Here is a 13,467-nt window from a genome sequence, read left to right on the forward strand (position 1 = left end):
CGCCTTCCCCTCTCTCAAAGGACTTCCTGCCTGTCATGTCACTCAGTCACAACGCCGATGGCCCCCAACTGAACCTCGCCGGTCGCCTGGACGCCCAGAACGCCGCCGAGCTGCGCGGCGTGCTTGCCCGGCACGCCGCCGACACGCCCGGCGACCTGAGCCTGGACCTGAGCGGCGTGCCGTTCATGGACTCCAGCGCCCTGGCCGCCCTGGTCGGCGCCCTCAAGGACCGCCGCCGCGAGGGCCGCGCCCTGCGCCTGATCGCCGCGAGCGCCCCGGTGCGTGAACTGCTGTCCCTGACGATGCTCGACCGGGCCTTCGCGCTGCCGCCGGACGGAGCCGCCCGGTGACCTCGCACCAGCCGGCCAACGTCACGCTGTTCGGGCAGGTGCCGTCCAAGCACGTCCTGATCGTCGAGGACGCGCCCGGCATGCGCCTGCTGATCCGGCACATCCTGCAGCAGGGCGGGCACAAACCCATCGAGGTCGGCAGCGTCGAGGAAGCCCTGGAGGAACTCGAGCTGGGCAGCGTGGACGTGATCGTCACGGACCTGTTCCTGCCCGGCGACAGCGGCCTGGAACTGCTGCGGATGCTGCACGGCGTGCCGGACGCGCCGCCCGTGATCGTCCTGACGAGTTCCGGCGAGGACCGCCTGCGCGAGCGGGCCATGACGCTCGGCGCGCGCTCGTTCCTCAGCAAACCCTTCAGCCGCTACGAGCTGCTGGACGCCGTGTTCATGGCCGGGCAGCCCTCCTGACCCGGAGCCCCGCCCGGTGACGCGCGCCCGCCCGTTCCCCTGGTCGCGGCGGCCCCCCCGCCCGGACGCCCCGCCCCGCCCCCATGCCCACCCCGCCGCCCCGACCGACCCGGCCCGCCCGCCGTCCCTGGTGATTCCCGGCGCGACCCTGGACGCCGCGGACGACGAACGCGCCGGCGGCCGCCTGCTGGCCTTCGCGCTGCTGATCGTGATCGTCCTGCACGGCGCGCAGCTGATCAGCGGCTCGTTCACGCGCACGTACGACGCGCTGATCCACGTGTACTTCGGCGCGCACTACGCCCGGTCGTTCTTCGACCCCTGGGAGAGCGGCTGGTACACCGGGTTCTCGCTCACGTCCTACCCGCCGCTCAGTCACTACCTGATCGCGCTGCTGAGCCTCGTGTTCGGCCTGATGGGCGCCTTCGCCCTCACGCAGCTGCTGGCCCTGGTCGGCCTGACCGTCGGCATGTACCGCTTCGGGAAGGTGTTCGTCACGGCGCGCGCCGCCGGGTACGGCGCGGTCCTCCTGACCCTCTCGAGCGCCATCGCCGAGACCGTCCACGTGTTCGGGCAGCTGCCCACCACCCTCAGCCTGGGCCTGCTGCTGAACGCCATCCCGTACGCCGCGCGGTACGTGCAGACCGGCCAGCGGACCCTGCTGCTGCGCGCCGCGGCGTTCACGGCCGCCACGACCGCCGCGCACCACGTCACCACCCTGTTCGGCAGCGTGTTCTTCATCGCGCCGGTCCTGCTGGCCGTGGTGCTTCAGGGCGCCAGCCGCCCCCGCCCCGGCGAGAACGCCGGCTGGGGCGTCTGGGCGCACCTGCGCCGCCGCGTGTACCGCGTGCTGCCGCGCGTGTACCGCGGGGCGCTGTACGGCGCGCTGGCCATCACGGCGCTCGTCATGGTCGTCCTGCCGTACTGGCTGTGGAGCCGCAGCGACCCGATCACGCAGGTGTCCATCCCGCACGGCAGCCGCGCGAACTTCCTGGTCCGCACCGACTTCGGGTTCATGTTCTGGCTGGTGCCGTGGGCGACGCTGCTGCCGCTGTACTGGGACGCCGCGCGGCGCGGCCTGAACAGCCACCGCGGGGGCCTGCCGCGCTGGCCGATCCTGGCGAGCATCCTGCTGCTGTCGCTGCTCGGCACGGGCGGCACCACGCCCCTGCCGAAACTGCTGCTGCGCGGCGCGTTCGACATCCTCACCCTGGACCGCTTCACGTTCTGGGCCGTGATGCTCATGATGCCGCTGGCCGGACTGGTCATCGAATCCTGGCGGCACGGCGCGTGGCGGGTGTTCGTGCAGGCCCGCCTGGGCGCGCGCGTCCACCACCTGCTGGGCCTGGGGCTGGTCACGGCCGCCGTGACCATCTCGTGCCTGGTGAGCGCCCTGACGTACTACCGCCGCTTCCAGCCGGCGTTCATCGACGTGGCGCCCATCGTCCGGTTCCTGGAATCCGGCGGCCGGGACCGCTACCGTTACATGGTGCTCGGCTTCGGGGATCAGATGGCGTGGCTCAGCGCGAACACCCGCGCCACCACCCCCGACGGGAACTACCACTCGGCGCGGCGCCTGCCGGAACTGACCGCCACGCCCGTCGAGCGGCTCGAGGGCGCCAAGTACACCGGCGTGCCGGGCCTGGGCAGCCTCACGCAGTTCCTGACCACCCCCGCCCGCTACAACCTGCGTTTCGTGCTGTCCAACGACGCCTTCTACGACCCGGCGCTGCACGCCCTGGGCTGGTCCCGCCTGGGCACCCTGAAAGGAGGCATCGTGGTGTGGGAACAGCCGGGCATCCCGCCGCTGCAACCGAGACTGCCGCGCCGGGAACTGCCGGTCTGGCAGCGGCTGATGTGGGCGCTGCTGCCCAGCGCCGCCGCCGCCGGGGCGCTCCTGACCCTGCTCGTCCCGCTGCCCGCCGCGCTCCCCGGCCCGCGCCGGTCCCGCTGGCCGTGGGTGCGGGCGCTCGCCGAGGACAGCCTCGACCCGCCCCCCAGCGCCGGGCACTGGTGGGACAGCTGGGTGCGGCGCCTGCCGTTCCGGGCGTGGCGCACCGCCCGCCTGCGCGCTCCCCGCCAGCGCCGCGCCCGGCGGCTGCTGAACAGCGCGCTGCTGCTCGCGGCGCTGCTGGCCGGCGCGGCCCTGACCGCCGCGCGCCTGCGCCCCCAGTCCAGCCCGGAGGCGACGCTGCTGGCCTACTGGGACGCCGTGGACTTCAAACGCTTCGGGGACGCGTACCGCCTGATCGACCCGCAGGCCGGCCTGACCGAGGAACGCTGGCAGCTGGACCTGTCCGTCGTGGGCGGCCTGCGCACCGGGTACGCGAAACTCGACCGGCTGAAAGTCCAGTCCGTCACGTACGGCGCCCCGCCCGGCGAACGCGACCGCCCCGGCGCCACCGCGACCGCGCAGGTCCACCTGACGTGGTTCACGGCCTTCGGGAACATCGAGGAGACCCTCTGGCAGGAGCTGCGCCTCACGGACGCCGGGTGGCGCCTGAGCGCCCGGCCGCAACTGACCATTCGCCCGCCCCGCCGCTTCCGGCCGGTGCCCACCCTGACCCGCGCCGCCCCCCCGGCCGACACGCCGGTCCCCGTGCAGGTCCTGGGCGCCCGGCTGGTCGCGTTCCGCCCGCAGGGCGGCGGACCGGAACAGCTGGCAGTCGTCGGGGAGGCCGTGAACGCCGGCACGCAACCGGCCGCCGTGGACATCACGGCCGGCGTGCTGGACGCCGCCGGCACCGAACTGGCCCGCAACACCGCCGGCACGCACGCCCTGCACTGGCTGCTGCCGGGGGAACGCACGCCGTTCCGCGTGACCTTCGACGGTCCCGGCATGACCGCCCGCCCCGCCGGGGTCCGGTCGTTCACGGTCCGCGCGCAGGGCTGGGTGACGGCGCGCGGCCTGGACCGCAGCCTGAACGTGTGGTCGCAGGGGGACACGGTGCGAGTCGAGAACGGCGGCGCGACCGAGGCGACCATCACGAACGTCCTGCGCGCCCTGACCGACCCGGCCGGCGTCGCGTGGGTCACGCAGACCTTCCTGATGGAGGCCGTGCCGCCCAACCAGTCCCGCAGCGCCCCGCTGGGCCGCGCCCTGCCCGCCGGGTACCGGGTGCTGCTGCCCCGCCCCGCATCCGGGCCGTTGGGCTCAGCCCTGCCGGGAGCCGCCCTGTCAGCATCGGCGCTGTCGGGATCGGCGCTGTACGCCGACGCCTTCCGCCGGGAGGAACCGTGACCCCGCCCGCCCGCCGCCTGGGCGCCGCGCTGCTGGCGCTGTGCCTCGTCGCCTGCCGGCCGGCCGGCGACCCGCCTGCGTCCGCCGCCCAGGCGGCCTCTGTGCCCGCCTCGCTGAGCCTGCGGGCCGCCGGGACCGACGTGCAGCTGCGCGCCAGCGGGCCGGCCGGGGCGCGCTGGCAGGTCGTGTGCGACACCTTCGCCGGGCCGCTCGTCTGGAACGGCACCCTGCCCCCGGTGCCCGGACCCGCCGTGACCCGCTGGCCCCGCCCGGACGCCCGGTCCTGCGAGGCGACCCTGCACGCCCCGCCTGACCGGGCCGGGGCCCCGACCCTGCTGGCCCGCGCCGTCCTGACGCTGCCCGCTGCCCCGACGACCACCCCGGCGGCCACCGTGACTGCCGCCGCGCCGCCCTCCGCGCTCCCCGCCGCTCCCGCGCCGCTCACGGGCCGCCTGACCGTCACGCCCGCCAGCGTCCGCCTGGGCCTGCGGGAACCCTGGGCCGCGCAGGTCACGCTGCGCCGCGCCGACGGCACGCCCGCCCCGGACGGCACCCCCGTCCTCCTGAGCGCCGACGGCCCGGCCGGCGCGCGCCTGAGCGCCACGCGCGTCACCGTGAACGGCGAGGCGTCCTGGCAGCTCACGCCGGACGTGCCCGGCCGCTACCGCCTGCAGGCCCGCGCCGGCCGCTGGCAGGCCACCGCCGTGGCCGCCGCGCAGCCCGCGCTGCTCGGCCGCCGCCCGCCGGTCCTGTGGGCCGGGCCGGACCTGGAGGTCGGGCCGCTGCGCTGGACGACCGGCGCGTACCCGGACGACGGCACGCCCGTCACCCTGCAGGCCCTGAACCGCAGCGGCCGGGTCCTGTGGACGGCGCAGGTCACGACCGCGCAGGGCGTGGCCCGCGCCCGCGTGCCCACCCTGACCGGCGCGGTCACGCTGCGCCTGAGCGTCGCCGGCGCCGGGGAGAGCCTCCCGTGGCCGTGACCCGCCTGACCGTCCTGAAACGCGCGGCGTTCGTGGCGCTGCTGCTCGGCACGCTGCTGGGCGGGCTGCTGGCGCTGGTCGTCGCGTCCCGCGGGCTGGAACGCGCCAGCCGCGCCTCCAGCCAGGCGAGCGCCCTGAACCTCGCCCGGCGGCCCGAGGCGGCTCCCCCGCTGCGCTGGCTGCCCGCCCCGCCCGGCGCGCCCCGCCCGGACGGCGTGACGCTCGAGGACCTGCGGACGGCGTACCTGCTGGGCCACTCGGAACTCACGTACGCCGCCCGCTCCGGCGACCCCAGCGGCCTGAGCGGCCGCCTCGCCGGGAACGCCCTGAGCGGCGCGCTCGCCGTGACCCGCCAGGAACGCCACCCGCTGCTGCTCGACTGGAACCACCGCGCCCGCCTGCTCGGCCCGGACCCCGCCGGCGGCTGGCAGCTCCGGGTGCGGTACTGGACCGCCCGCGCCCTGCCCGGCCCGGACGGCTGGACGGACCTGCGCGTCACGCGGCGCGACGCGCAGGTCACGCTGCGCGAACAGAGCGGCGTGTGGCGCACCACCGACGTCACGCTGCTCGCCGACACCCGCCCCGACCTGCGCGCCCCACCCGCGCTGCCCGTGCGGTCCTGGCGGGCCGTGACCCTCCCCGCCGACTGGACCGACTGGACCCCGGCCCGCTGGCAGCGCACCCTGACACTCGCCGCCCGCCACGACCTGCGCCCGCTGGTGCTGCCGCTCCCCGCGCAACCCACCCGCGAGCAGCTCGGCGCGCTGCGCGCCGCCCTGACCCGCCTGCACGCCGCCGCCCGGCCCGCCGCCCTCGCCTTCAGCGCGCCGCTGACCCTGGAGAGCGTGCCGGTCCGCGCGGCTGTCGCGGAACACGCCGCCCTTGCCGCCGCCCTGCTCACCGGGCCGGTCCGCGCGGACGACCCCGGCAGCCGCGCCGCGCTGCTCGCCCTGCGCCTGACCCACCCGCACCTGCCGCTGCTGGCCCCGGTGGACGGTCCGGCGGCCGACCTGCCGGACCTGCCCGCCCTGAACGCCCTGCTGTCCGCGCAGCTGCGTGCGCCCACGCCCGGTCCCGCCGCGCCGCAGGTGCTCCTGACCGCGCCGCCCGCCCCGCGCCTGCCGCTGCCCGGCCGCCCGGACCGGCGCGGCCCGGCCCTGACCCTCGCCGCGTGGCAGGGTGGCTGGCTCCTGCCCCTGGACGCCCTGTTCGGCCCGGACGACCGGCCCACCCCCGACGCGGCGCTCCTGCTCGAAGCGGGACGCTGAACCAGCCGGCTCATCAGGGCCGCTTCGCTATGGCCGCCCGCCGCGCCCCTCTCCACCGCGTCAGCCTTCCGCGCAGCGCGCCCCCGAGCAGCAGTCCCGCCGGGAGGGTCCACAGGTCCGCCGCCCAGCCCAGCAGCCACGCGACGGGACCGGGTGGCGGGCGGGCCGGGTCCGCCCAGCGGGTCAGCGGCGTGAACGACCCGTCCGCCGTGAGCAGCGCTCCCCGTCCCTCGCGGCCGCCGTCCGGGGCGAGCACGCCGGCCTCCAGCGCGCCGGGGCGGGTCAGGAACGCCCGCAGCTGCCAGCCGCGCCGTGCGTCCCCCAGGCGGCCCAGCGGCGCGCGGCGCTCACGGAACACCGGGGCGTCCGCGCCGCCCGCCACGAAATCCACCGCTCCGGCCAGCGCCGCAGCGGCCGACCGGCCGGGCGCGCGGTACCCGACCGGCAGGGCCGGGAAGCGCGCCCGGACCGTCTGCCGCCACGCGCCCAGCTGCGCCGCCGACGGCGAGCGGGCAGGGGAGAGGATCACCCCGCCCAGCCGCGCCCCGACCGAGGCGGGATTCCCCTCGGGTTCCGGGCCGAGCGCGGCGTGCAGGTCCCGCAGGCCCGCCGGGTCCAGCGCCGCGACCCGCAGGTCGAGCAGGACCGTCACGTTCCGCGCGGCCGCGGCCTCCAGCAGGACGCCCAGCGCCCGGCCGACCTGCGCGGCGCGCCCGGCGTTCAGCGGTCCGGCCGCGCCGAGCGCAAGCGGCACGATCAGCGTGTCCAGCCCCAGTTCCGTCACGGCCGACACGTCGCGCCGCAGCGTGTCGGCCGGGCGCTGCGGCCAGTCCGGCGCGGCCCGCACGGCGCGGTACGGGGCGGGCCGCGCGGTGGGCGGCGCGGCGGGCAGCGGTTCGTCCCGCAGGACCCGCCAGTGATGCACGCGCCAGTTCCCGTCCCCGAGTTCCATCACGACGTCCAGTTCCCGCCGGGCGACGCGCGGCGCGGCGTCCGGGTCGGGTCGGGGCGTGGCGTACGTGAACCGGTCCGTGAACGACACGGTCGCCCCGTCCGGCGCGAAGAAGCGCAGCGCCGGCGTGTGCGCCCACCCGACCGGCGCCGCCCCGCCCCGCGCGACATCCTGCGCGTCCAGCAGCGCCGCGCCCTGGAACAGGTCCCGCAGTCCGTCCAGCTGCCCGGTGCCGGCCGCGAACGCCGTCTCCCGCGGACCGCGCAGGTACGCGTCCGTGATCGCCTCGCGTTCGGCGGTCGTCAGGACGCGCGGCCCCGGCTCTGCCGCCTGCCACGCCAGCAGCCGCGCGCCGTCCCCGAGCGGCCCGGCCCCCGTCGCGGCGTCCACTCCTCCACCGTCCGGACTTCCATCCGCGCCGGGGAACGGCGCGCACCCGCCCAGGACCGCCCCCATGAGCAGGACAGCGCAGCTGACCAGGGCCGCGCGGCGCGCCCGCAGAAGAGGCCACGGCCGGCGCGCCATCCCCTCACCGTCCGGCACCTGCGGGAAGAAGCTCATTCCCATTCAGGAGCGACAGCCTGACTGGACAAGGCGGGCAGGCACCATTTCATAGCGCTGAAGTCAGCCGGTCTGCCCACGGCCGAGGAGGGGGCGCCGCCCGACCGCGCTACCCTGGAGTCGCCAGGTGAGCCCGCCCCAGGCACCTTAGGGCAGTTCCTCGGCCAGGCTTCCCCATTGCTGCCACGCTGCCTGACGTGCGAGCCGCCGCTGCAGCTGCGCGGCGCGAACCAATCCGGGCCGGTACGCCGCCAGCAGCGGTTCACGCCCGGCCAATTCCAGGAGTGTCTGCGCGTCCTGCGACTCGCCCAGCAAATTCAGCAACGTCACCAGCGCCTCCGGCGACCGCTGGCGTAATTCCAGCACCGCCCGGTACCGTTTCAGGGCTTTGCGCCAGTCATGCCACTCCTCTGCCCGCACCCGACCGTCGCGGGGCGGCACCGTCACCTGAACGCGGGCCGCCTCGACCGCCAGGAACCGCTCCCAGCGCTTACGGCCCGGAGCTTCCGGCAACCTGGGCACCCGTTCGGGGAGGATGAGTTCCCCCAGCAGCTTGACGCGCCGCGCAGACCAGGCTTGGGCGAAGGCCTGCACCTCCTCTTCCGGAACGTCCATAGTCCGCAACGCCTGCTGGATCAACGGACCCGTGACGTCATGGTCGCGCAGCGCCGACGCCGCGCGGCGCACTTCCTGCCAGGCGCGCCGTTCCCGTTTCCGCAGTTCTCCGACCCGGGCGTGCGTTTCAGCCGTGCGCGCCAGTTTACGCAACTGGTGAACGGCTTTTTCGTCGCCCTGCAGCGCCAGGGCGCGCAGGTCACGGTACTGACGGTGTGCTGGTACAGACCCCATGCGACCCATCCTAGTGCAGAGACTGCGGTGTCCTCACGGCCTGCGCAGGCAGGAGATTCAGACCGCCAGGCCGCAGCTGACACATTGTTGGATTTGGTCCGGCATAGTGGCCCCCATGCGCATCCTGCGGTTACCGGACGAACACCTCGCGGACCTGATCGCAGACAGCTCCACCGTCATCATAACGCTCCGCTGGCACACCCGAACCCCCGCGCCCGGTGACCTTGTCCATCTCGACACGCTGGGCCACTGGCGCGTGCTGGAGATTCTGCGGCGGGAACGACCCGGTTTCGGCGCTGACCTTCGCGCCTCCCTGCTGGCGCATTCCGACGCCTGATCGGTCGACTCATACGGACTCCGATCGAATGGGCTGCAAAGCCCGCTGGGTCCGAGCGAAGCGACCCGGAGAGCTGCCCCGCAGAGTGGGAGCAGCGGGCTGCCGGACGTGGAGCCGGCAGGAGCGGTGAAGTTCCGGATTGCTGGCGAAACAAACGGCAGTCCGCATCACATGTCTGGGCGCCGAGCAGAGCTGTGGGAACAGGAGGTCCCACGCGGCACGAGCTGCGCGCCAGGACGCTGACGACCATGGCCGTACACGGGTTTTCAGCGGTCAGCACACCAGTCTGCGCGTTTCCGTTCCCTCCGCCCCGCACCACGCGACATCCGGCCGCTCCCGCCTGCTCGTTCTCCAATCGCCAGGCCTCGTTTCCGGGCTGTTCAGGCGCAGAAGAGCCTGTCGCGGCCAACAATCCCCTCCAGAAAGCAACGGAGGAAATGACATGCTGGCCGACGGTTCCCCTTCCCTGTGCCGTCATGACGTCGTGTGGCACACGACTCCAGCAGGCGTGGAAACTCTTGCAAGCAGGCGGAGTCCGTTCCGGCGTCCGCTCCTGCTTCGGCGGGAACAGCGTCTCCCGCGCTGGGTCGCGAACGCCCGGTCGACCTTCAGGGCTGCGCGGGCTGGGTCGGGGCGTCTATGACGGTCAGGCCGGCCAGGCACATCTCGTCCTGGGTGCCTTCCCCCCACACCACGTACCGTGGGCTGGCGTTCCGGGTGTTGTTCCAGGTGCATTCCACGCGCAGCACGTCCCCTTTCTTGAGGGAAATGGGTTGCTCGTACCAGTAGTTGCCCTGCCAGTGGAAGTCCCAGTCGGGAATGTCCAGCAGGACCTGCTCGCGGGGCGTGCCAGGATTGAGGGTCACGACGCCACTCATGCCCAGCGTGTGCATGTGGAACGTCACACCGACCGCCTGCGCGTCCTGACGGACCCGCTGGTCGCAGCTGCTGCGCGCCGCCGCTCCGTTCTGCCCGGCGTAGTCCTTCAGGGTCTTGCCGCACAGCGCCATCACGCCCTGCACGAGACGCGTGGCACGCGGACCGTCCTCCTTGACGTTCCTGGCGATCACGGCGTCGCGGTTACACAGGTCGCCCTGCGCGCCTGCCGGGCAGGGAATCTCAACCGGGGCCACCAGACTCAGACCACGCAGGGGCGTCAGGGCGGCGCCGCGCGGCGCGTACTGGAGGTGCATGCGGGTGACGTCCGGGTCGCGCCCGGCGAGGGTGTTGTAATGCACCTGCATGACGAGCAGGTTGCCCCTGGCCAGGCGCCGCCCCGTGCCCGCCGGGAAGACGGTCGCCTGAGCACCCGGCACCCAGGATCCGATCCCGAACACGTTCCCGATGGCGTTCCCGAGCGCGTCCTGACTGCTGTTCTGACTGCCGCCGAAGAGACCGGCGTCTCCCAGTGCGGCCAGCAGCGCGGCCGTGTCACCTCCGGCCTGTCCGTAGGCGGCGAGGGTCTTCATCAGGTCACCGCCCGCACCGAGGCTGGCCCTGAGCAACTTGCCCGTGTCCACGCCGGCAGCCTGCAGGGCGGGCAGCAGGGCCTGCAGGGTGGGAGCGGGGCGCGCCGCGCTGCCTGCGCCCGCCGCGGGGGCACTCAGTGAACCGGCCCTCAGGCCTGTTCCGCCGAAGCAACTCCAGCCGGGCCGGCCGTCCGCGCCGTCCTTGACGCGGGCTTCGGCCGCCTGCTCGGCGGTGATCTGATTGACGATCACGTGGTGGACGGTTTCAGGGTTGCCGGGAATGACCTCGAAGCCTTCCAGGTCACGGTCCTCGTTCAGGCCCGGGTCGAGCAGGAAGCAGCGGTAATCGTCGGTCAGGGTCTGCGAGGGCGTGTACGGCACGCGCATGGCGAGGGTCTGGTCGACGCGCAGTTCCGGCGCACTGGTCTGTACGGTCGGCGTGTCCGCCCCCAGCTGGGATGACGGGTGAGCAGGATTGGCTGCGCCGGGCGTGGCGGCGCCGTGAGCGGAGTGTGGTGCGTTATGCAGCTGGGCCAGGGCGCCCAGGCTGAGCGCGGCCGCGAGCAGAGCGGCGCTGATCACCTTGTTGCGGGAATTGTTCATGGCTTCTCCGGTCTGGCGGCCGGGGGCACCGTGACTGGTGGAGTGCCCTGCGGAGCGCCAGTCGCGGCCCAGTCAGCCAGCAGGGCGATCTGGGCGTCGGTGAGCGAGCGGTCATACTTCAGCCGGGGCGTACGTGGACCGGGGGGCCAGGGCGGCATGATCCGTGCCTGCGTGACCTGCGCGATCAGACCAGCGACCGGCGCGGCAGCAGCGTAGGAGTCGAGTGCGAACGGCGCGATCCCCCCGGCGCGGTGACACGACGCACACCTGGCCGCGATGAGCGGCTGAATGTCGTTCCAGTAGGTCGGCACCTTGGATGCCCCGCCGGGCGGCGGCGCGCCAGGAACGGCTGGCGTTTCACCCTGCGCCGCAGCGAGCGTCAGCATGACCGCGAGGGCTCCCGTCAGGACCCCCGCCGAACCAAGACGGATCATGTCGCGATCGTAGTGAGAGCCCGTGAGAGTCGGGTGAAGCAGTGAGCGAAGGGAACGAGGTGGCAGCTGGCGCGCCGGCTGCTTATCCAGAAGTGCCGGCGGGACCGGCCGGGGACTTCAGAATTCCTCGGTCAGCAGTTCGAGTTCCCGCCGGCCACGCACCACGTCCACAACGCCGTCCCGGTACAGACTGACCAGCAGCGTCGCCGCCTCCTCCAGACTGAAGCGGAGTTTCTGGGTGACGGTCCACGCGTCCGTCAGTCCGTCCAGGTGCCGCAGGAACAGATTGGCCCGCAGCGCCGCTGGCGGCTGGTACGTACTCGTCGCGGGCCGCAGGCGCACATAGATGAGTTTGAGTCCGACCACGGCGCTCTGCACGATCAACCGGCGGGTGATCAGGTACCGCGCCGCTTCCCGCGCCGCGTTCGGGGACAGGCCACTGCCCTGCATGGCGCGTTCCAGGGTGCGGCGTCCATTACAGCAGCGCAGCAATTGCCACGCCTCGTGCGGGACGTGAACGTCCCCGAACGCCGGAGCGATGTGGAAGGCACTCTGGAGCGGGAGGTGCTCGTCACGCGTGATCAGTTCGGTCAGCAGGCGCGTCCCGCCCAGGTTCGCGCGCGGCTCCGGCAGGAAGGCGGTGGAGGAGCGGAGCGTGTAGCGTGCCGGCGCGCTGTACAGAGCGCTGGCCAGCGCCAGTTTCGCCTGGTGTTCCAGGGCTTCCTGTATGTGCTGGAGCGGCAGGATGCCGCTGAAGATCAGGTTCTGCCCGAGCATGTCTGCGCCTTGCAGCGAGGCGGAGAGGACGTCTTCCGTGAGGTATCCCCGGCCCAGCAGAATCTGCCCGAGGGGTTCATGTCCCTGCGCAGCGTCCAGGATGCCCCGGCGGAAGTGAAGCGTCACTCCGGACGGTTCCAGGTGCAGCGTGCCGCTCAATTCCCGGGAGATGACGAAACTCAGCATGTCCGCAAAGGGCAACTGGTGGTGTTCAGCGGTAAATTCGACGGGTTCGGTTCTCGGAGCGTCCAGCGTGGTCACGGCCTGCACTGTGCGGCGGGTACTTCAGCTGAATATCAGGCCCGGCGGGTGTACACCCGGAAAAACAGCAGCTGGGAGGGCCGACGGCCCTCCCAGCTGCGCAGAAGTGCGTCAGGGGTTCAGAACTTCTTGCCGTCGAAGGTCATGCTGGCGATGATGGATTTGGCCTTGCTGGCCGAGTGCGTCAGGGGTTCAGAACTTCTTGCCGTCGAAGGTCATGCTGGCGATGATGGATTTGGCCTTGCTGGCCGCGTTGCTGGGCAGCTTGGAGTAATCCAGCGGCTCGTTGTACTTCTGGCCGGTCGTGACCATCCACGTCAGCAGCTTCTTCAGCGACTGCGCCTGCGCCAGCGTGCGGTTACCGTACTTCTGCTCCTGGTAGAAGATCACGTACGTGAAGCTCGCAATCGGGTACGACTCGGGGTTCGCGCTGTTCGTGATGCTCACGCGCGTGTCGGCGGGCATCACGACACCCTTGGCGGCCAGCGCGGCGGGTTCGTGGTCGGCCGTGATGAACTTCCCGGCGCGGTTCTGCACGCTGCCGAAGGGCAGTTTGTTCTGCTTGGCGTACACCAGTTCCACGTACCCGATCGCGCCGGGCGTGCTCTTGACCACGCCGGCCACGCCGTCGTTCCCGCGCGCGCCGGTCCCGACCGGCCAGTTCAGGCTGTTGCCGGTGCCGACCTTGCTCTTCCACTCGGTGCTGACCTTGCTCAGGTAGTCGCTGAACACGAACGTCGTGCCGGAGCCGTCGCTGCGGCGAGCGACCGTGATGGGCAGCGGGGGAATGCTGACGCCGGGGTTCAGGGCGGTGATGGCCTTGTCGTTCCAGGTTTTGATCTTGCCGAGGTAGATGTCGGCCAGGACCTTCCCGGTGAACTTGAGGGGCGTGGTGACGCCGGGGAGGTTGTAGGACGGCACGACGGCGCCGATGGCGGTGGGGACGTGCAGGAGCTTGCCGGGGGCGGCCTTCATGGC

12 protein-coding genes are annotated in these 13,467 nt (G+C 73.1%); 6 read left to right on the forward strand and 6 right to left on the reverse strand.

What is annotated here, in order from left to right; genetic code table 11:
• Nucleotides 1–35 precede the first annotated feature (35 nt).
• Genes CBQ26_RS20450 through CBQ26_RS20470 form a run of 5 tightly spaced genes read left to right on the forward strand, consistent with a single transcriptional unit; the run spans nucleotide 36 to nucleotide 6,246 of the window.
• The gene (locus CBQ26_RS20450; RefSeq protein WP_088250452.1) at nucleotides 36–350 is read left to right on the forward strand and encodes an STAS domain-containing protein; all 315 of its coding nucleotides are present in this window, start codon (nucleotides 36–38) and stop codon (nucleotides 348–350) included.
• Nucleotides 347–757 carry a response regulator transcription factor gene (locus CBQ26_RS20455; protein WP_088250453.1) on the forward strand — a complete coding sequence of 137 codons (411 nt, stop codon included), beginning with the start codon at nucleotides 347–349 and terminating at the stop codon, nucleotides 755–757. The genes CBQ26_RS20450 and CBQ26_RS20455 overlap by 4 nt, the downstream gene beginning before the upstream one ends.
• Before the next feature lie 16 nt (nucleotides 758–773).
• A complete protein-coding gene (locus CBQ26_RS20460) occupies nucleotides 774–3,995 on the forward strand; it encodes a hypothetical protein (protein WP_143342227.1) in 3,222 nt (1,073 codons plus the stop codon).
• Nucleotides 3,992–4,978, forward strand: a complete 987-nt coding sequence (locus tag CBQ26_RS20465; protein WP_088250455.1) for a hypothetical protein — start codon at nucleotides 3,992–3,994, stop codon at nucleotides 4,976–4,978. Before CBQ26_RS20460 ends, CBQ26_RS20465 begins: the two co-directional genes overlap by 4 nt.
• The gene (locus CBQ26_RS20470) at nucleotides 4,975–6,246 is read left to right on the forward strand and encodes a hypothetical protein (protein ID WP_143342228.1); all 1,272 of its coding nucleotides are present in this window, start codon (nucleotides 4,975–4,977) and stop codon (nucleotides 6,244–6,246) included. The genes CBQ26_RS20465 and CBQ26_RS20470 overlap by 4 nt, the downstream gene beginning before the upstream one ends.
• A gap of 13 nt (nucleotides 6,247–6,259) precedes the next feature.
• On the opposite strand, the gene CBQ26_RS20475 is transcribed toward CBQ26_RS20470, so the two are convergent.
• On the reverse strand, nucleotides 6,260–7,588 hold the full coding sequence (locus tag CBQ26_RS20475; RefSeq protein ID WP_143342229.1) for a hypothetical protein: 1,329 nt from the start codon (nucleotides 7,586–7,588) through the stop codon (nucleotides 6,260–6,262).
• Between the two features lie 318 nt (nucleotides 7,589–7,906).
• The gene (locus tag CBQ26_RS20480; protein WP_172418191.1) at nucleotides 7,907–8,608 is read right to left on the reverse strand and encodes a CHAD domain-containing protein; all 702 of its coding nucleotides are present in this window, start codon (nucleotides 8,606–8,608) and stop codon (nucleotides 7,907–7,909) included.
• 115 nt (nucleotides 8,609–8,723) lie between these two features.
• Between CBQ26_RS20480 and CBQ26_RS20485 the strand changes: the two genes are divergently transcribed.
• Nucleotides 8,724–8,945 carry a hypothetical protein gene (locus CBQ26_RS20485; RefSeq protein ID WP_088250459.1) on the forward strand — a complete coding sequence of 74 codons (222 nt, stop codon included), beginning with the start codon at nucleotides 8,724–8,726 and terminating at the stop codon, nucleotides 8,943–8,945.
• Between the two features lie 608 nt (nucleotides 8,946–9,553).
• On the opposite strand, the gene CBQ26_RS20490 is transcribed toward CBQ26_RS20485, so the two are convergent.
• The 4 genes from CBQ26_RS20490 to pstS all read right to left on the reverse strand — a co-directional run.
• Entirely contained in the window at nucleotides 9,554–11,017 is a 1,464-nt protein-coding gene (locus tag CBQ26_RS20490; RefSeq protein ID WP_088250460.1) for a monooxygenase, read from the reverse strand.
• Nucleotides 11,014–11,451 carry a hypothetical protein gene (locus CBQ26_RS20495; RefSeq protein ID WP_088250461.1) on the reverse strand — a complete coding sequence of 146 codons (438 nt, stop codon included), beginning with the start codon at nucleotides 11,449–11,451 and terminating at the stop codon, nucleotides 11,014–11,016. The genes CBQ26_RS20490 and CBQ26_RS20495 overlap by 4 nt, the downstream gene beginning before the upstream one ends.
• Nucleotides 11,452–11,568: 117 nt before the next feature.
• Complete coding sequence (locus tag CBQ26_RS20500; protein ID WP_143342230.1) at nucleotides 11,569–12,489, reverse strand: DUF4388 domain-containing protein; 921 nt, start codon at nucleotides 12,487–12,489, stop codon at nucleotides 11,569–11,571.
• A gap of 192 nt (nucleotides 12,490–12,681) precedes the next feature.
• Nucleotides 12,682–13,467 (reverse strand): phosphate ABC transporter substrate-binding protein PstS (gene pstS / locus CBQ26_RS20505; RefSeq protein ID WP_088250465.1); only part of this gene is annotated, 786 nt, incomplete at its 5' end.

This window comes from Deinococcus indicus, from assembly GCF_002198095.1.
GTDB lineage: Bacteria > Deinococcota > Deinococci > Deinococcales > Deinococcaceae > Deinococcus > Deinococcus caeni.

Excerpts from the sequence above, each read along its gene's own strand:
- CBQ26_RS20490 (WP_088250460.1), bottom strand. The coding sequence starts at position 11,017 with ATGAACAATTCCCGCAACAAGGTGATCAGCGCCGCTCTGCTCGCGGCC.
- CBQ26_RS20495 (WP_088250461.1), bottom strand. The coding sequence starts at position 11,451 with ATGATCCGTCTTGGTTCGGCGGGGGTCCTGACGGGAGCCCTCGCGGTC.
- CBQ26_RS20480 (WP_172418191.1), bottom strand. The coding sequence starts at position 8,608 with ATGGGGTCTGTACCAGCACACCGTCAGTACCGTGACCTGCGCGCCCTG.
- CBQ26_RS20485 (WP_088250459.1), top strand. The coding sequence starts at position 8,724 with ATGCGCATCCTGCGGTTACCGGACGAACACCTCGCGGACCTGATCGCA.
- CBQ26_RS20450 (WP_088250452.1), top strand. The coding sequence starts at position 36 with ATGTCACTCAGTCACAACGCCGATGGCCCCCAACTGAACCTCGCCGGT.